Source organism: Streptomyces sp. NPDC058470 (assembly GCF_042721055.1).
GTDB lineage: Bacteria > Actinomycetota > Actinomycetes > Streptomycetales > Streptomycetaceae > Streptomyces.
On sequence record NZ_JBHXMF010000005.1, the window covers coordinates 132073 to 149832 of the forward strand.

General features: G+C 69.8%; 13 protein-coding genes and 1 riboswitch. Of the genes, 6 read left to right on the top strand and 7 right to left on the bottom strand.

Annotation, left to right across the window (positions count from 1 at the left end; translation table 11 throughout):
* Position 1 precedes the first annotated feature (1 nt).
* Positions 2-2818, bottom strand: a complete 2817-nt coding sequence (locus ACFWP7_RS05600; protein ID WP_384376454.1) for a GNAT family N-acetyltransferase — start codon at positions 2816-2818, stop codon at positions 2-4.
* 196 nt (positions 2819-3014) lie between these two features.
* Between ACFWP7_RS05600 and ACFWP7_RS05605 the strand changes: the two genes are divergently transcribed.
* Positions 3015-3296 (top strand): HPr family phosphocarrier protein, encoded by a 282-nt coding sequence (locus ACFWP7_RS05605; protein WP_384376457.1) that lies wholly within the window; start codon positions 3015-3017, stop codon positions 3294-3296.
* Between the two features lie 259 nt (positions 3297-3555).
* Here ACFWP7_RS05605 and ACFWP7_RS05610 read toward each other — a convergent pair whose 3' ends face one another.
* The 4 genes from ACFWP7_RS05610 to ACFWP7_RS05625 form a co-directional block, all read right to left on the bottom strand.
* Positions 3556-4251: a GntR family transcriptional regulator gene (locus tag ACFWP7_RS05610; RefSeq protein WP_384376460.1), complete on the bottom strand. Its 696-nt coding sequence runs from the start codon at positions 4249-4251 to the stop codon at positions 3556-3558.
* 224 nt (positions 4252-4475) lie between these two features.
* A complete protein-coding gene (locus ACFWP7_RS05615) occupies positions 4476-5228 on the bottom strand; it encodes a M23 family metallopeptidase (RefSeq protein ID WP_384376463.1) in 753 nt (250 codons plus the stop codon).
* Positions 5229-5240: 12 nt separating this feature from the next.
* Positions 5241-5401, bottom strand: a riboswitch (cyclic di-AMP (ydaO/yuaA leader).
* Positions 5402-5593: 192 nt separating this feature from the next.
* On the bottom strand, positions 5594-6982 hold the full coding sequence (locus ACFWP7_RS05620) for a M16 family metallopeptidase (RefSeq protein WP_384376466.1): 1389 nt from the start codon (positions 6980-6982) through the stop codon (positions 5594-5596).
* Positions 6979-8331, bottom strand: a complete 1353-nt coding sequence (locus ACFWP7_RS05625) for a M16 family metallopeptidase (protein ID WP_384376469.1) — start codon at positions 8329-8331, stop codon at positions 6979-6981. Before ACFWP7_RS05625 ends, ACFWP7_RS05620 begins: the two co-directional genes overlap by 4 nt.
* A 325-nt stretch (positions 8332-8656) precedes the next feature.
* Between ACFWP7_RS05625 and ACFWP7_RS05630 the strand changes: the two genes are divergently transcribed.
* A complete protein-coding gene (locus tag ACFWP7_RS05630; RefSeq protein WP_384376472.1) occupies positions 8657-11122 on the top strand; it encodes a DNA topoisomerase (ATP-hydrolyzing) subunit A in 2466 nt (821 codons plus the stop codon).
* 25 nt (positions 11123-11147) lie between these two features.
* On the opposite strand, the gene ACFWP7_RS05635 is transcribed toward ACFWP7_RS05630, so the two are convergent.
* Positions 11148-12236 carry a CobW family GTP-binding protein gene (locus tag ACFWP7_RS05635; RefSeq protein WP_384376476.1) on the bottom strand — a complete coding sequence of 363 codons (1089 nt, stop codon included), beginning with the start codon at positions 12234-12236 and terminating at the stop codon, positions 11148-11150.
* A gap of 381 nt (positions 12237-12617) precedes the next feature.
* Here ACFWP7_RS05635 and ACFWP7_RS05640 point away from each other — a divergent pair, with 381 nt between their 5' ends.
* Both ACFWP7_RS05640 and ACFWP7_RS05645 read left to right on the top strand, forming a co-directional pair.
* On the top strand, positions 12618-13145 hold the full coding sequence (locus ACFWP7_RS05640; protein ID WP_384376479.1) for a DUF6082 family protein: 528 nt from the start codon (positions 12618-12620) through the stop codon (positions 13143-13145).
* 617 nt (positions 13146-13762) lie between these two features.
* Entirely contained in the window at positions 13763-13999 is a 237-nt protein-coding gene (locus tag ACFWP7_RS05645; RefSeq protein ID WP_384376656.1) for a hypothetical protein, read from the top strand.
* A gap of 113 nt (positions 14000-14112) precedes the next feature.
* Here ACFWP7_RS05645 and ACFWP7_RS05650 read toward each other — a convergent pair whose 3' ends face one another.
* Positions 14113-15279, bottom strand: coding sequence for a citrate synthase/methylcitrate synthase (locus tag ACFWP7_RS05650; RefSeq protein ID WP_384376482.1), 1167 nt, complete (start codon positions 15277-15279; stop codon positions 14113-14115).
* 97 nt (positions 15280-15376) lie between these two features.
* Between ACFWP7_RS05650 and ACFWP7_RS05655 the strand changes: the two genes are divergently transcribed.
* Together ACFWP7_RS05655 and ACFWP7_RS05660 are read left to right on the top strand one after the other, a co-directional pair.
* Positions 15377-16633 carry a citrate synthase family protein gene (locus tag ACFWP7_RS05655; protein ID WP_384376485.1) on the top strand — a complete coding sequence of 419 codons (1257 nt, stop codon included), beginning with the start codon at positions 15377-15379 and terminating at the stop codon, positions 16631-16633.
* A gap of 99 nt (positions 16634-16732) precedes the next feature.
* Positions 16733-17677, top strand: a complete 945-nt coding sequence (locus ACFWP7_RS05660) for a sucrase ferredoxin (RefSeq protein ID WP_384376488.1) — start codon at positions 16733-16735, stop codon at positions 17675-17677.
* Positions 17678-17760 lie beyond the last annotated feature (83 nt).

A 17760-nucleotide genomic window follows, 5' to 3' on the forward strand; every position in this document is an offset into this window, starting at 1 on the left:
ATCAGTAGGCGGGGAGCGTCCGCGGACCGAGGTCGTCGCGGACGGGAGCGCGGTGCAGCCGTACCGTGGCGCCCAGCGCGCTCAGGCCGTGCGGGGCGACCACCACCGGCTCCAGGGACACCGCGACGACCTCCGGGTGATCATCGACCAGGCGCGAGACGCGCAGCATCAGCTCTTCGAGGGCCGCCGTGTCGACCGGGGCCGAGCCGCGCCAGCCGAAGAGGAGCGGCGCCGTCCGGATCGATCTGACCAGCGAGGTGGCGTCCCGGTCGGTGACCGGAATCAGCCGGTGCGCGGTGTCCCCGAGCAGTTCCGAGGCGGCCCCGGAGAGCCCGAACGAGAGCACCGCTCCGGCCGCCGGGTCGATGACGGCCCGAACGACCGTGTCGACCCCGCGCGGCGCCATGGCCTGCACGACCGGGCGCAGTCCCGCCGGCTTCCCGAAGAGCTCGGTCAACTCCGCGTACGCCCGCCGCAGTTGCTCCTCGTCCGCCAGGTCGAGCCGTACGCCGCCCAGGTCGGCTCGGTGCCGCAGATGCGGGGCGGTGGTCTTGAGGACCACCGGGTAGCCGAGGTCTCTCGCGGCGCGCGCCGCGTCGTCCGGCGTCGGGGCGGCCAGGACCGGGTGTACGTCGATGCCGTACCGCCCGAGCAGCTCCCGGGTCTCCTCGGTGCCGAGGGTCAGCCCTTCCCCGTCCTCCTCGCGCGTGAGGAGGACGTCGATCTGCTGGGCGGCGCCCTTCTCGTCGATGTCCTCGTACTCCGGCACCCTGCCCGGGTCGGCGGCGTCCTGCCGCCACTGGGAGTACTTCACGGCTTCGGCGAGGGCGCGGACGGCGCGCTCGGCGGCCGGGTAGGCGGGGATGAGACGAGCTTCGTCGGTCGCCTGCGCCTCGGGGGGCAGGTGTTCCGCGGGGTCATCGATACCGTCGGGAGCGGTGGGGGCTGCCTGGGGTGCCGTGCCTGCGGCGGCGGACAGTGCCTCGGCGAGCCCACCTAGTTCGACGTGCACCACGAGCACCGGCTTGGCCGGAGCCGAGGCCGAGGCGGCGCGCAGCGCCTCGGCCAGCGCCGCGTCCTGGGCGGAGGTCTCCCCCACCGCCGGGATGGCGGTCACCACGACGGCGTCGCAGCCGTCATCGGCAAGCGCCTTCGACAGCGCCCGACGGAAGTCGTCGGCCGACGCCGCCGTCGTGAGATCCAACGGCGCCGAGGGCTGAAGCCCTTCGGCCAGGCACGCGTCGTACGTGAGCAGCCCCAGCGATTCCGAGTTCCCGAGGATCGCCACCCGGGGACCGGGAGGGAGCGGTTGGCGTGCCAGCAGAAGCCCCGCGTCCACCAGTTCGGTGATCGTGTCGACCAGGATCACCCCGGCCTGCCCGAGCAGCGCGGACACGGTGGCGTGCGGCAGCCGTGTGGCCCGTACGGCATGCCCCTGCGGAGCGGCGGCATGCCGGGCACCCTGCACGACGACCAGCGGTTTCACGGCCGCGGTCCGCCGGGCGAGCCGGGTGAACTTGCGCGGGTTGCCGATGGATTCGAGGTACATCAGGGCGACATCGGTGTCCGGATCGTCGTACCAGTATTGGAGTACGTCGTTGCCGGACACGTCCGCCCGGTTGCCGGAGGAGACGAAGGTCGACACGCCGGTGGTGCCGGTGACGCCGCCGCCGCGTCGGTGCAGCCTGGACAGCAGGGCGATCCCGATCGCACCCGACTGGGCGAACAGACCTATCCGTCCGGGCCGCGGCATCTCCGGCGCGAGCGAGGCGTTGAGCCGCACCTCGGGGGACGTGTTGATCACCCCGAAGGCGTTCGGGCCGATGATGCGCATGCCGTATGTGCGGGCCTGGCGGACGAGTTCGCGCTGCCGTTCGCGCCCTTCGGGGCCGCTCTCGGCGTACCCGGCGGACACGACCACGAGCCCCTGCACCCCGTGCGCACCGCACTCCGCGACGACTTCGGGGACGTAGGGCGCGGGCACGGCGACAACCGCGAGGTCGACGGGTTCGGCGATGTCGACGATCGAGCGGTACGCGGGCACTGCGTCGAGCTCGCCTTCCTCGACCGCCCTGTTCACGGCGTACAGCCGCCCCGTGAAGCCCGCGGCGCGGAGGTTGGTGAGGACGCTGCGGCCCACGCCGCCTGGCGTGCGGCCGGCGCCGATGACGGCGACCGAGCCGGGCGCGAGCAGCCGGTGCACGGACCTGGCCTCGGCACGCTGCTCCCGCGCGCGCTGCACGGCGAGCGACCGGTCGGTGGGTTCGAGGTCGAACTCCAGGCGTACGACGCCGTCCTCGAAGTGGCGCTTCTGCTGGTACCCGGCGTCCGTGAACACCTTGATCATCTTGTTGTTGGCCGGGAGCACCTCCGCCGCGAACCGGCGGATGTCCCGCTCGCGGGCCACGGCCGCGATGTGTTCGAGGAGGGCGGAGGCGACACCGCGCCCCTGGTGGGCGTCCTGGACGAGGAAGGCGACCTCGGCCTCGTCGGCTGGGGCGGAGGCGGGCCGTCCGTCGGCGTTGATGCGGTCGTACCGTACGGTGGCGATGAAATCGCCGCCCACCGTGGCCGCGAGTCCCACCCGGTCCACGAAGTCGTGGTGGGTGAAGCGGCGGACGTCCTTTGCGGACAGGCGCGGATACGGCGCGAAGAAGCGGTAGTACTTCGACTCGTCGGAGACCTGCTCGTAGAAGCTGACCAGGCGGTCGGCGTCGTCGACGGTGATGGGTCTGATCCGTGCGGTCCCGCCGTCGCGCAGCACCACGTCCGCCTCCCAGTGGGCGGGGTACTCGTGCCGGTCCGACGAGGTCTGCATGCGCCCCAGAGTACGGCTCGCGTACGACAACGGAGCGAGGCAGTCTTGGGGGAACCGAAGCCGGATCCAGGCCGGTATCCGGCGCCGGCCGGGGGCGGGTGCGCAGGGTTTTGTCACCCTCTGACCCGCTCCCGGCACGCTTCACCTTATGGGACACTGGTCTAGACAACCTGAGACATCTGAAGGGCAGCATCACATGGCTGAGCGCCGCGTCAACGTCGGCTGGGCCGAGGGTCTCCACGCCCGCCCCGCCTCCATCTTCGTCCGGGCCGTCACGGCCTCCGGCGTCCCCGTGACGATCGCCAAGGCGGACGGGAACCCCTCCAACGCGGCCTCCATGCTCGCGGTCCTCGGCCTGGGCGCCCAGGGCGGCGAGGAGATCGTCCTCGCCTCCGACGCCGAGGGTGCGGACGCCGCGCTCGACCGACTGGCGAAGCTGGTCTCCGAGGGGCTTGAGGAGCTTCCGGAGACCGTCTGAGATTCGGCGCCGGCGCCTGGCGCTTCGATGGCCGCGTCCATCGCTGCGCCGGCGGTGTCCATCACTGCGGCGGTGTCCATCGCCGCAGTGATGTCCATCGCCGCGGTGGCGGCGTCCATCACTTCGATGGCGCTTTTCATCGCTCCAAAACGCCGGAAAGGGCCCGCCCGAATTATCGGGTGGGCCCTTCGCATTTCCCTTGTGCGGGCAGCATAAATAATCTCCCGCGAATTACTTCTCTTTGTATACGGCGCTCATGTTAATGCCGCAGGCCCGTCATGTTTACGGGATGTTGCGAAGTTCTCACACGGTCCGGGCGGTCGGCTCCGCCGGGAAAGCGGAGGCGGTGCGCGACCATCGCGCGTTCGGTGTGCAGGGCCGTGATCGCCCGCGCCCGCTCACTGTCGCCGCGCGCGACGGCGTCCACGATCCCGCCGTGCTCCGCCCAGGACTCCGCCGGGTTGGCCGGTGCCTCGACCGCGTACATCCAGGCGATCTTGTGCCGCAGCTGGGCGAGCGTGGAGGTCAGCGCGGGGCTGCCGGAGGCCTGCGCGAGGGTCTCGTGGAACCAGCCGCCCAGCGAGCGCAGATCCTCGCTGTTGCCCCTCCGCGCCCGCTCCTGACCCAGCCTGACCAGGCCTCGGAGCACCTTGAGGTGCGCCTCGGTGCGACGCTGCGCGGCCCGTGCGGCGCCCAGCGGCTCCAGGAGCATGCGCATCTCCAGCAGGTCAGCGGCCTCCTGCTCGGTCGGCTCCGCGACGCACGCGCCCGCGTGCCGCCTGGTGACCACGAAGCCCTCGGCCTCCAGGGTGCGCAGCGCCTCGCGTACGGGGACGCGCGAGACGCCGTAGCGGCGCGCCAGCAGTTCCTCGGTGAGCCGGCTGCCACGCTCGTAGACACCCGCGACGATGTCGTCGCGGATCGCTGTGCATACCGAGTGCGCAGGAACACGCATACCGGACCTCCGCTTTAATCCCCGTGAAACGCCGTCGATTGGCGCTTGTTCAGTGACTCTATTGCAGAGACTCGGAATTTCCGATGGCGGACCGAAATCCATGGATATTTTTTGGACAGGTAGTCGTTCGAAACGGTTCGAAACGACAAGGTCCCGGCTCGTTCGGGCCGGGACCTTGTGAAGTACCTATGCGAGTGATCGGACGTTCACACGCCGCGCCCGTGTCAAACGTTCACGCCGTGCGAGCGGAGGTATGCGACGGGGTCGATGTCCGAGCCGTACTCGGCGGTCGTGCGGGCCTCGAAGTGGAGGTGCGGCCCGGTGGTGTTGCCGGTGGCCCCGGAGAGGCCTATCTGCTGCCCCGGGGTGACCGTCTGGCCCACCGAGACACCGATGGACGACAGGTGGCCGTACATCGTGTAGGTACCGTCGTTCATCCTGAGGACGATCTGGTTGCCGTAGGCGCCGCCCCAGCCGGCCGTGACGACCGTGCCGGAGCCGACCGCGTGGACCGAGGTCCCGGACGCGGCGTGGAAGTCGACGCCGGTGTGACTGCCGGACGACCAGAGGCTGCCGCCGGTCTTGTAGCCGGTGGAGATGTACGAGCCGGTGATCGGCGCGACGAAGGTGTTGAGGCGCTTGCGCTCGGCCGCGCGGGCGGCGCGTTCCTTGGCCTCGCGCTCCTCCTCGGCCTTCTTCTCGGCGGCCGCATCGGCCTTCTTCTGCGCGGCGGCCTCGTCGGCGGCCTGCTGCTGGGCGGCGGCCTGCGCGTCGATCTGGTCGGCGATCGAGTCACCGATCTCGACGGCCTGGGTCAGACCGGTCTGCTCGACGGAGTTGTCCGCGGCGAGCGCCGGGGCGGCCAGGGTGCCGAGGACACCGGTCGTGGTGAGCGCCGCGACGCCGAGGGCGTTCGTGGTCGTGCGCTTCACGCGGCCCGGGCGACGGTGCCTGCCTGTGCCACAGGTGAACGCCATGTAGGGGCTGATCCTTTCCTTCCTTCTCGCCTACCGGGTTAGCTGACGGGTTCGGAGCAGGAAGGTCTCCTACGGACCACCTCCGAAGAGGGCGTCCGATTCACCCCAGGGACTACGTATGGGTCCCCGGCTCCCCTGGCTCGCGCCGTACGGGGACTCGGCGATGACTGTCCGGTGCCGCGGGCGCGGCGCACTGCCTGACGAACAGCCGGACCGACGCTAAACGGGACATCTTTCAATCAACAAACGGATCACGCCTTTTGTAGCGCATGCCACAGGGCAGACAGGCAACCTCCCTATCAATACGGACAAATGGGGGCCCAGGAGACTCTGTGGTCTCCTGGGCCCCCAGGGGAGCTGCTGTTCTACTCCGCCGGAACGACGCTCACTTCACCGATTCCGAGGGCCTTGACGGGCTCCTCGATCTGCGCGGCGTCGCCCACCAGGACGGTGACCAGACGGTCCACGGGGAAGGCGCTCACGGCGGCGGCGGTGGCCTCCACCGTGCCGGTGGCGGCGAGCTGCCGGTACAGCGTCGCCTGGTAGTCGTCCGGCAGATGCTGCTCGACCTGGTCGGCCAGCGTGCCCGCGACGGCCGCCGCCGTCTCGAACTTGAGGGGCGCCACGCCCACCAGGTTCTGTACGGCGACATCACGCTCGGCGTCCGTCAGGCCCTCTGCGGCAAGAGTCCGCAGCACCTTCCAGAGGTCGTCGAGCGCGGGGCCGGTGTTCGGGGTGTCCACGGAGCCGCTGATGGCGAGCATCGCGATGCCCGTACCGTCCGGGGCCGAGCGCAGCACCTGGCCGAACGCCCGCACACCGTAGGTGTAACCCTTTTCCTCGCGCAGGACGCGGTCCAGGCGCGAGGTGAGGGTGCCGCCGAGGCAGTACGTGCCGAGGACCTGGGCGGGCCACACACGCTCGTGCCGGTCGGCGCCGACACGGCCGATGAGCAGCTGGGTCTGGACGGCGCCGGGGCGGTCCACGATGACGACCCGGCCGGTGTCGTCGGCGGTCGCCGGCGGCACGGGGAGCGGCTCGGCGGACGAGCCGGTCCAAGCGCCGAGCGTGTCGGCGAGCAGCGCGTCGAGGTCGACTCCGGTGAGGTCGCCGACGATCACCGCGGTGGCCGTGGCGGGGCGCACATGCTTCTCGTAGAAGGCGCGTACGCCTGCCGAGTCGATCGCCGTGACCGTCTCCTCGGTGCCCTGGCGCGGGCGCGACATGCGCGATGTGGCCGGGAACAGCTCCTTGGAGAGCTCCTTCGCGGCGCGGCGGCCCGGGTTGGCGGTCTCGTGCGGGATCTCGTCCAGTCGATTGCGCACCAGCCGCTCGACCTCGCTGTCGGCGAACGCCGGTGCCCTCAGGGCGTCGGCGAGCAGATCGAGCGCCTTGGAGAGGCGTGATACGGGGACTTCGAGCGACAGACGTACGCCGGGGTGGTCGGCGTACGCGTCGAGCGTGGCGCCGCAGCGCTCCAGCTCTGCGGCGAACTCCTCGGCGGAGAGCTTGTCGGTGCCTTCGGAGAAGGCCCGCGCCATGATCGTGGCGATACCGTCGAGGCCCGCGGGCTCGGCATCCAGCGGCGCGGCGAGCAGCACCTCCACGGCGACGACCTGCTGGCCGGGGCGGTGGCAGCGCAGCACGGTCAGGCCGTTGCCCAGGGTGCCCCTGTCCGGTGCGGGAAAGGCCCACGGCCTGGCCTCGCCGGCCTGTGGCTGGGGGTGGAACTCCATGGTGGCGAGCTCGGTCACTTCGCCGCCTCCTCGTCGGTGTCTTCAGCGTCTTCGGCGTCTTCAGCGGCGATCGGTTCGTAGACGAGCACCGCGCGGTTGTCGGGGCGCAGGCGGGACTTGGCGACCTCCTGGACCTCCTCGGCGGTGATGTCCAGGACGCGCTGTACGGCGGTCAGGGCGAGCTGTGGGTCGCCGAACAGGACGGCGTATCGGCACAGTTCGTCGGCGCGGCCCGCGACCGTGCCGAGCCGGTCCAGCCACTCGCGCTCCAACTGGGCCTGGGCGCGCTCCATCTCCTCGGCGGTGGGGCCCTCCTCGGCGAACCGGGCGAGCTCCTCGTCCACGGCGGCCTCGATGACGGGGATCTCGAAGTCACCGGAGGTTTTCACGTCGAGCCACCCCAGGGAGGGCGCTCCGGCGAGCCGCAGCAGGCCGAACCCGGCCGCCACGGCGGTGCGGTCGCGGCGTACGAGCCGGTTGTAGAGCCGGGACGACTCGCCGCCGCCGAGGACGGTGAGCGCCAGGTCGGCCGCGTCACTCGCGCGCGTGCCGTCCTCCGGAAGCCGGTAGGCGGCCATCAACGCGCGTGAGGGGACCTCTTCTTCAAGGACCTCGCGCAGTTCCTCGCCGATGGTGTCCGGCAGGGCGCCGTCACGCGGCGCGGGCTTGCCGTCGTGCCCGGCGATCGAGCCGAAGTACCTCTCGACCCAGGCGAGGGTCTGCTCGGGGTCGATGTCCCCGACGACCGACAGCACCGCGTTGTTGGGCGCGTAGTAAGTGCGGAAGAACGCGCGGGCGTCCTCCAGGGTGGCCGCGTCCAGGTCGGCCATCGACCCGATCGGCGTGTGGTGGTACGGGTGACCCTCGGGGTACGCGAGCGCGGTCAGCTTCTCGAACGCGGTCCCGTAGGGGACGTTGTCGTAGCGCTGGCGCCGCTCGTTCTTGACGACGTCCCGCTGGTTCTCCATGGACTCCTCGTCGAGCGCGGCGAGCAGCGAGCCCATGCGGTCGGCCTCCAGCCAGAGGGCGAGCTCCAGCTGGTGCGTGGGCATGGTCTCGAAGTAGTTGGTGCGCTCGAAGCTGGTGGTGCCGTTCAGCGAACCACCGGCTCCCTGGACCAGCTCGAAGTGGCCGTTGCCCTTCACCTGGCCCGAGCCCTGGAACATCAGGTGCTCGAAGAGGTGGGCGAGGCCGGTACGCCCCTTGACCTCGTGGCGCGAGCCGACGTCGTACCAGAGGCACACCGCGGCGACCGGGGTCAGGTGGTCCTCGGAGAGCACCACGCGCAGGCCGTTGGCCAGGCGGTGCTCGGTCGCTGTCAGCCCGCCGGAGCCTGCCTCAGCTGTGGCCGTGTGACCCATGGGCATGTACGTCCCTTCGATCGCGGAAAACTACGGATTTCCTGTCGGTCCTGCCACTGTATGCAAGCGTGCGGACAGCTGGCGAAGTTCCCGCACCTCGTACGCCGAGAGCGAGAATCGGCGTACGGATCTCGTACGGGGAGAGGGGCGGACGCGTACCGCTCCCGTACGCCCGGAGCTCGGCTCGGATACGGCGAAAGCCCCTCTGATCGGCCCGCAAAGACCCTCAACAGACGGGTCGTGGTCCGCGTTGTCAGTGGCGCGGTCCACAATGGTGCGCGTCAGAACCCGCTCATGCCCCGGCAGAGACTGTGAAGGAGCCGCAGCAGCGATGGCCCGCCGCAGCACGAAGACCCCGCGACCCGATGACAACGCCGACTTCGAGGAGCGCATCCTCGACATCGACGTCGTCGACGAGATGCAGGGCTCCTTCCTCGAGTACGCGTACTCGGTCATCTACTCCCGAGCCCTGCCGGACGCCCGCGACGGCCTCAAGCCGGTGCACCGTCGCATCGTCTATCAGATGAACGAGATGGGCCTGCGCCCCGACCGTGGCTATGTGAAGTGCGCCCGCGTCGTCGGCGAAGTCATGGGTAAGCTCCACCCGCACGGCGACGCGTCGATCTACGACGCGTTGGTGCGCCTGGCCCAGCCCTTCTCGATGCGCCTGCCTCTGGTCGACGGCCACGGCAACTTCGGTTCGCTCGGCAACGACGACCCGCCGGCCGCGATGCGTTACACCGAGTGCCGGATGGCCGACGCCACGTCACTCATGACCGAGTCCATCGAAGAGGACACGGTCGACTTCTCGCCGAACTACGACGGCCAGGAGCAGGAACCGGGCGTCCTCCCGGCGGCTTACCCGAACCTGCTGGTCAACGGCGCGTCCGGCATCGCAGTCGGCATGGCCACGAACATGCCGCCGCACAACCTCGGCGAGGTCATCGCGGCCGCCCGCCACCTGATCCGCTACCCGGGCGCCGACCTGGACACGCTGATGAAGTACGTCCCGGGCCCCGACCTGCCGACCGGCGGCCGGATCGTCGGCCTCTCCGGGATCAGGGACGCGTACGAGAACGGCCGTGGCACCTTCAAGATCCGCGCCACGGTGTCGGTGGAGGACGTGTCGGCCCGGCGCAAGGGCCTCGTCGTCACCGAACTGCCCTTCTCCGTCGGCCCGGAGAAGGTGATCGCGAAGATCAAGGACCTGGTCGGCGCGAAGAAGTTGCAGGGCATCGCCGATGTGAAGGACCTCACGGACCGTATGCACGGTCTGCGTCTGGTCATCGAGGTCAAGAACGGCTTCGTGCCGGAAGCGGTCCTGGAGCAGCTCTACAAGCTGACGCCGATGGAGGAGTCCTTCGGTATCAACAACGTGGCGCTGGTTGACGGTCAGCCCCTCACCCTGGGCCTCAAGGAGCTTCTTGAGGTCTATCTCGACCACCGCTTCAACGTCGTACGCCGCCGCAGCGAGTACCGCCGCACCAAGAAGCGCGACCGGCTGCACCTGGTCGAGGGCCTCCTCGTCGCCCTGATCGACATCGACGAGGTCATCCGCCTCATCCGCTCCAGCGACAACTCGGCACAGGCGAAGGAGCGTCTGATCGAGCGCTTCTCGCTCAGCGAGATCCAGACGCAGTACATCCTGGACACGCCGCTGCGCCGGCTGACCCGGTTCGACCGCATCGAGCTGGAGTCGGAGCGCGACCGGCTCAACGGCGAGATCGACGAGCTGACCGGCATCCTGGATTCGGACACGGAGCTGCGCAAGCTGGTCTCCACCGAACTGGCCGCGGTGGCCAAGAAGTTCGGCACCGACCGGCGCACGGTCCTGCTGGAGTCCGCGGGCGCCACCGCCGCCACGGTCCCGCTCCAGGTGGCGGACGACCCGTGCCGGGTCCTGCTGTCCTCCACGGGCCTGCTTGCCCGTACGGCCAATGGGGACCCCTTCGGAGAGGCCGAGGAGGACAAGCGCGCCAAGCACGACCTGATCGTCTCCGCGGTGCCCGCCACGGCCCGCGGCGAGATCGGCGCGGTCATCTCGTCGGGCCGGCTGCTGCGGCTGAACGTGATCGACCTCCCGCAGCTGCCGGGGACGGCGTCCGCGCCCAACCTCTCCGGAGGCGCCCCGATCTCGGAGTTCCTGTCCTCCCTGGAGGCGGACGAGACGGTGATCTGCCTGACGACGCTCGACGAGTCGTCACCGGGTCTTGCGATCGGCACGGAGCAGGGCGTGGTGAAGCGTGTGGTCCCCGACTACCCCTCGAACAAGGACGAGTTGGAGGTCATCACCCTCAAGGAAGGCGACCGGATCGTCGGCGCGGCCGAGCTGCGCACCGGCGAGGAGGACCTGGTCTTCATCACGGACGACGCCCAGTTGCTGCGCTACCAGTCCTCGCAGGTCCGCCCGCAGGGCCGGGCGGCGGGAGGTATGGCGGGCATCAAGCTCGTCGACGGCGCGAAGGTGATCTCCTTCACGGTGGTCGACCCGGCGGTGGACGCGGTGGTCTTCACGGTCGCCGGTTCGCGCGGCACCCTGGACGACTCCGTCCAGACGACGGCCAAGCTGACCCCGTTCGACCAGTACCCGCGCAAGGGCCGCGCCACGGGCGGCGTGCGCTGCCAGCGCTTCCTGAAGGGCGAGGACTGCCTTTCGCTCGGCTGGGCAGGCCCGGCACCGGCACGGGCCGCGCAGAAGAACGGCACACCGGCCGAGCTGCCGGAGATGGACCCGCGCCGTGACGGCTCGGGTGTGTCACTGGCCAAGACGGTGGGCGTGGTGGCAGGCCCGGTGTAGCCGGGCCCGGTGCAGACGGGCCCGGCTATTCGGAATCCTTGTCCTGTACGTAGCGGAGGACGCCCCACATGCCGTGCTCGTCGGCGTGTGGGGCGTCCTCCTTGCACGCCTCCAGTTCCTTGGCCAGGGCGGCCGTGTCGATGCCCGAGCCGATGAGGACGAGTTGGCTGAGCCGCTCGCCGGCACGGGGCCAGGGTTCCGGGTAGAAGCGCAGGAACCGTCCGACGGCGTGCACGGCATAGCGGTTGCCGCGGTCGTGGGCGCCGAAATCGACGTACCCCTTGATGCGGTAGAGCCCCTCGGGCCTGCTGTCGAGGAACTCCATCAACCGCCGCGGGCTGAGCGGGACTTCGGAGGTGAGGGCGAGGGATTCGTAGGCGGAGTGGAGGTGACGGGCGTGGTCGGGTTCTTCGTGTTGGTGGAGATCGTCGAAGGACAACTGCCCGATGCGCTCCTCGGTCGGCCGGCAGTCGAAGAGGAACTCGGGATCGATCCGGCCATAGCTGGCGGGTACGACGGCGGCAGGCCCGGCGAGTTCGCGAACGACGCGGAGCACCCGCTCGTCCTCGCCTTCCGCCGCCCGGTCGATCTTGTTGACGACGACGAGATCCGCGAGGCCGAGATGCCGGTCGATCTCGGGATGCTTCTCACGCGTACCGTCGAACTCGGCGGCGTCGACGACCTCGACGAGCCCGCCGTACACGATCCGCGGATGCTCACTCGCGAGCACCATCCGTACGAGCTCCTCAGGCTCGGCGAGCCCACTCGCCTCGATCACGATGACGTCGATACGGGCCGAGGGCTGGGCGAGCCGCCCCAGATAGACGTCGAGTTCACTCGCGTCGACGGCACAGCACAGGCACCCGTTGCCCAGCGAGACGGTCGAGTCCCCCAGCGCCCCGGCCACCGCCATCGCATCGATCTCGATCGAGCCGAAGTCATTGACGACGGCCCCGATCCGGCTGCCTCCGCCGCGGTGCAGGAGGTGGTTGAGCAGGGTGGTCTTGCCGGAGCCCAGGAAACCGGCGAGGACGATGACCGGGATCTGCCGCGCGGCGGCCTCCTCGACCGCGGGCTGCTTGCTCGGGACCGGCTGCGGAGTGGGCTGGCTCAACGGGCGACCTCTTTCACACCGGCGCGTGCACCGGCTCGGAACGGGCTCCCGTACGCGTGCGGCTCACGCACCGGCACTCGTACGAGGAATGAATGCCGACCCAGGATACGAGTGGGAGGAATCGCCGCGAAGTGAACGATTGTTGGCGGCGCTCGCAGGGCACACGTTGGACAAGGCGCCGAGAAACGCGACCCGCACTTCCCTCCGTGCGCCTCCTCTCCGCCTCCCTGCCGATCAGAGCCGCTCGGCAAAATTGGGAGACGGCAAGCGCGCCGCCCACTCGCTCGCCGGTCCCCACCAGTCGACCCACACCTGATGACCGGCGGACGGTCGCCTAAATCGGGGGTTGACATGGCCACACAGAGGTCTGGCATACGGGGCTTGCGTGCCGTCGCCACAGCAGCGATGAGCCTGGCGACAGGAGCCCTCGCCACGCTGGCGGCACAGCGGCACGCACTCGACTCATTACGTGTCCGCATCGAGTACCTGGAGCAGCAGGCGCAGACCCAGCGCGACACCAATCGCGCCCTCCAACAGCGCCTGCACTGGGAGCTGTTGAGCAAGGCCATGGACGACCCCGAGCTGGCCGAGGTGTTGGACACCTACGACGAGGCCGTCTCGCCAAGGAAGCAGCGCCAGTTTCTCTTCGCCAACGCCCTTTACACCAATGCGCTCTGCTACTACCAAATCGGAAACATAAGCCGGGAGGAGTTCTTCGGCTTCGTCCGCGGCATCCTGCAGAACCGCATCTTCCGTGAGTACTGGTACGCCACCAGGCCGCACCGGGCGACCCTGATCGACACCTCCGAGGAGGCCGAGCTGGGACGCATGGTTGACGACCTCCTGCGCCAACTCGAGGAGACGGACATCGACGAGTGGTGGGTGGTGGGGGAGCCACCGGCCGAGTAGTGCCGCTCTCGGCGCGCCGCCCGTCTCTCCCGCGCGCCGGGGAATCACGTCACTGTTCCGAGGGATCACACCGTCGGGCGATAACGAACTCGCAAATTGAGCCGTTGCTGCTGTTGCCAACAGGGTTGACTGCACGCGATCGCGAAAGGGTCACCCCCACCGAACAGTCGCTCCATGCCGCCGGTCGTCGAGGTAGCAGCCCCACAGGGCCGCATCGCGCCGCGCAGCCACAGCGCGCAGCCGCCCAGGCCTTGAGACCAAGGGGAACTTGAACAGTGAGTCAGATCAACCGTCGGCTGGGTACTCCTCCGAGCCTTCGAGGGAGTGTATCCGGGCAGAATTGCCCGGATATCTTCGAATTGGCCGACGGGAACTTCGCGGTAATCGGCACGAATGCCACGGAAACGCTGGAGGCTCTGCTCCCCGCCGACGCAACTCGTGGCGAGGACGGGAGCATCGTGCTGCTCACCCGCGAGACCCTGATTTGCGCCAAGGCCGACATTCCCGTGGTCTCACCAGGCCTTGACGCGTCCCGCGTGCTACCCGGCGCAGCCCCGTCAGGGGTAGCCAAGACCAGGCCTGCGCCAGAACCCGCATACAGGGAAGGTCGACAACAGGTGAAAATCGAACGACGCCTTGGCGTGCCGCCGCAGCAGCGAGGCAGCCTCACCGGGCAAACCTGTCCTGACATCTTCGAACTGAGCGACGGAAGCTTCGCCGTCATCGGCACAGAGGCCACAGAAGCACTCGACCAGGAGTTGCCTGCCGACGCCGCTCGTGCGGACTACGAACGCATCGTCGTCATCAGCCGCGAAACGCTGGTGCGCGCGAAGGCCGACATCCCGGAGATCTGACGACACCGCAGCATGGTTGGGCGCTGAGGTGAATTTCGTGGCTCGGCACCAGATGGGGGGTGCCGAGCCCCTCCCGGTTCTTCTCCCGGGACTCGGTCCGCCAAAGGCGTCGGTCAGGCCAGGTGCGGCACCGCCACAGGCGCACCCGGCCCCACATACCGAGCCGCGGGTCGAATGATTTTCGAGTCCTCCGCCTGTTCCAGGATGTTGCCGCTCCAGCCGACCACGCGGGCGGCGGCGAAGGTGGGCGTGAACATCTCGCGGGGCAGGCCACAGAGCTCCATGACCACGCCGGCGTAGAACTCCACGTTGGTGTGCAGCTCGCGGCCGGGCTTGAGCTCGGCCAGGATCTGTTCCACCTGGCGTTCGACCTCTACCGCGAAGTCGACCATCGGGCCGCCGAACTGACGCGCGATGTCGCGGAGCATCCGCGAACGGGGGTCTGCCGTGCGGTAGACGGGGTGGCCGAAGCCCATGATGCGTCCGCCGGCGAGTACTCGTTCGCGGATCCACGGGTCGATGCGGTCGGGGGTGCCGATCGCATCGAGGGTGTCCAGGGCGCGGCTCGGGGCGCCGCCATGGAGGGGACCTGAGAGGGCTCCTACGGCGCCGACCAGGCAGGCCGCCACATCCGCGCCGGTCGACGCGATCACCCGCGCAGTGAAGGTTGATGCATTGAATCCGTGGTCAATGGTTGAGATGAGGTATTGCTCGATCGCCCTCGCACACGCAACGTCTGGCTCCGAACCAGTCAACATGTAGAGGTAGTTGGCGGCGTACGCGAGGTCCTCACGTGGCTCCAGCGGTTCCAGGCCTTGCCCCAGCCGGTACAGGGCGGTGAGCAGAGTGGGCACGGCTGCGCACGCAGCGAGGGCGTCCGCGCGACGCAGGCCGGCGTCAATGTCGTACAGGGGCCGGAACTCCAGCGAGGCTCCGAGCAAGGACAGTGCGGTGCGCAGCCCGGCGAGCGGCCCGGAATGGCCGGTCGCCTCAGCGATCGCGGGCAGTGCGGCACGCACGTCGTCAGGCAGCCTTCGCAGCTCAGCGGTCCGCCCGGCGAACGCGGCGCGCTGTCCCGCGTCCGGCAGTTCGCCGTGGACCATCAGATGCCAGACGTCCTCGAAGCCGCGCGACCGGGCGAGTTCGACGGCCGAGTACTGGCGGTAGTGGTAGAAGCCCTCCAACCCCCTGACATCACCCAGCTCGGTGTCGGTGACGACGACGCCCGCGAGTCCTCGCGGTACGTCGACGGGGGTGTTCGCGGCCCGGTTGATCGGCATGTTTCCTCCCTGGACTTGATCCGACTGTCCAGTCTTGATGCAATCTCTGTCAATATTGATTGAATCAAGATGTCGATCCATGGATACGGTGGCACATATGAGGGATCAAGAAGCGGTACCAGGAAACGAGGGCCCAAGGCTCAGCACCAAGGAGACCGCAGAGCTGCTCGGCGTGAAGCCTGAGACGGTGTACGCGTATGTGAGCCGCGGTCAGCTCGGCAGCCGGCGCGGACCCGACGGCCGTGGAAGCACGTTCGACGCCGAGGAGGTGACGGCGCTCGCCCGGCGCAACAGGCGTGACACCGGCGGAAGTTCGAGCACCGGCGGCGAGCTGTCCGTCCGTACTGGCATCACTCTGATCGCCGACGATCGGTACTACTACCGCGGGGTCGACGCGATCGAACTGGCGGCACGGCACTCCTACGAGGAGATCGCCGAGTGGCTGTGGACCGGAGAGCTGCGTCCCGGCGTCCTGTTCAGCGCGCCGGAGGCAGCCGTCGCCGCCGCCCGCCACGCGGTCGACACGCTTCCCGAGCACAGCGGCCCCACGGACCGGCTGCGGGTCGCGGCGATCGCCGCCTCGGCAAACGACCCGCTGCGCTTCGACCTCTCCGAGAACGCCGTCCTGGGCACTGCGCGCACCCTCATCCCCACCCTCGTCGCTGCCCTGCCCCCGATGCGGTACGACCCCCGGGACGACGGCCCGCTGGCCCACCGCCTGTGGACACGACTCAGCGGCCGTACGCCTGACGAAGCCTCACTTCGCGCGCTGGACGTGGCACTTGGACTGCTGATCGACCACGACCTGGCCGCCTCGACGCTCGCTGTCCGGGTCGCCGCGTCCGCCCGGGCGCACGTGTACGCGGCCGTGTCGGCGGGCTTGGGCGTCCTGGAAGGCCCCCTGCACGGCGCGGCCAGCGGGCTCGCGCACCGGCTGCTTCTCGACGTCCTGGAACAGGGCACCGCGGCCCCCGTGGTCGCGGACGAACTGCGCGCCGGACGTCGCGTCCCGGGGCTCGGCCACCGGCTCTACCTCGGCGAGGACCCGCGCGCGCGTGCCCTTTTCACCCTCCTGGAGGTGGTTCCCGGCGCGGCCCCCGCACTGGCAGCGGCTCACGACATCGTGGCCACCACCGCTCGCCACAGGCCGCTGCACGCCAACGTCGACCTGGCGCTGGCCGTCCTGACGGTCGCCTCCGGCATGCCAGCCTCGGCGGGCGAGACGGTCTTCGCCATCGCCCGTACGGCGGGCTGGATCGCCCACATCCTGGAGGAGTACGGGGAGCGCCCCTTGCGTATGCGTCCCAGCGGTCGGTACGTGGGCGCGCGGCCGCCGCAGCCGCTCCCGGGGTGAGCGGCCCCCGCACGCTGACGCGCGCTGAACGCGCCCTATGTGCGCCCCCGTGCCGGGGCCGGAAGTCGCCCCGCCCGAAGTCAGGTTAGGCTCACCTCTGTGAGTACGTGCACGACCGCGTCCCGCCACCTCGACGAGCCCCTGGCGGGGACCGCGGCCACCGCAAGGACATGGCTGCTGCTCGAACAGCCCGGTCCCTGGGGTGCCAAGGCGCTCACTTCGAGCCACCTGGACCCCGCGCTCGGCCGCGCCCTAGAAGCCGCTGCGGCGGGCACCGGCGTACGGATCGCACTCATCCGGCGCCCCGGACGGCACGCCGACTTCGGCCCGCCGGCCGAACGCCAGGTGTATGCGGCCCACACCACTCCGGGAAACGTATGGCTGCACAACGCCACAACGTGCGACCCGGAGCAGTTGCTCAACCTCGACTTCACCGCGCTTGGTATGGGCGACCATCACACCTTCGACGCCGCTCTTGGGGGTCGGCCCCACACCGGTGGCCCACTCGCCCTCGTCTGCACCAACGGCAAGCGCGACCGCTGCTGCGCCCTGCTCGGCCGCCCCCTCGCCGCCGAGCTCGCCGCCTCCGGCGTGGACGGCGCCTGGGAGGTCACCCACCTCGGCGGTCACCGCTTCTCGCCCACCCTGCTCGTCCTGCCGTACGGATACGCGTACGGGCGGGCGGAGGCCCACGCCGTCAAGGAGATCCTTCAAGGCGTCCAGGAAGGGCGTGTGGTCACCGAGGGCTGCCGCGGGAACTCCGCCTGGGAGAGGCCCGGACAGGCGGCCGAGCTGGCCGTACGTACGGTTTCCCGTGAGTACGCCGCGAACGCCCTGAGCGTCGTCCGCACGGACGGCGAGGCGCCGCGCTGGGAGGTGACCGTCGCCCACACCGACGGCCGTGTGTGGCGCGTCGTCGTCGCCCGGGGCGCCTCGCTCCCGCCCCGCCCCGAGAGCTGCGGCTCGGCCCTGGGATCACCGGCCCGGATGGACGTGGTGGCGGTACGGGAACTGATCCCGGCCGCGCTTGCCCTGCCCTGCTGATCAGCGCCACGACCGGCGGCCGCGTGCCCCACCGCGCCCGCCACGTCTCCCACACGCGGCGGCGATCAGGAGATCCACGCCAC

Coding starts and splice junctions, on each gene's coding strand:
- ACFWP7_RS05600 (WP_384376454.1), bottom strand. CDS start 2,818: ATGCAGACCTCGTCGGACCGGCACGAGTACCCCGCCCACTGGGAGGCG.
- ACFWP7_RS05615 (WP_384376463.1), bottom strand. CDS start 5,228: ATGGCGTTCACCTGTGGCACAGGCAGGCACCGTCGCCCGGGCCGCGTG.
- ACFWP7_RS05625 (WP_384376469.1), bottom strand. CDS start 8,331: ATGCCCATGGGTCACACGGCCACAGCTGAGGCAGGCTCCGGCGGGCTG.
- ACFWP7_RS05630 (WP_384376472.1), top strand. CDS start 8,657: ATGGCCCGCCGCAGCACGAAGACCCCGCGACCCGATGACAACGCCGAC.
- ACFWP7_RS05605 (WP_384376457.1), top strand. CDS start 3,015: ATGGCTGAGCGCCGCGTCAACGTCGGCTGGGCCGAGGGTCTCCACGCC.
- ACFWP7_RS05610 (WP_384376460.1), bottom strand. CDS start 4,251: ATGCGTGTTCCTGCGCACTCGGTATGCACAGCGATCCGCGACGACATC.
- ACFWP7_RS05650 (WP_384376482.1), bottom strand. CDS start 15,279: ATGCCGATCAACCGGGCCGCGAACACCCCCGTCGACGTACCGCGAGGA.
- ACFWP7_RS05655 (WP_384376485.1), top strand. CDS start 15,377: ATGAGGGATCAAGAAGCGGTACCAGGAAACGAGGGCCCAAGGCTCAGC.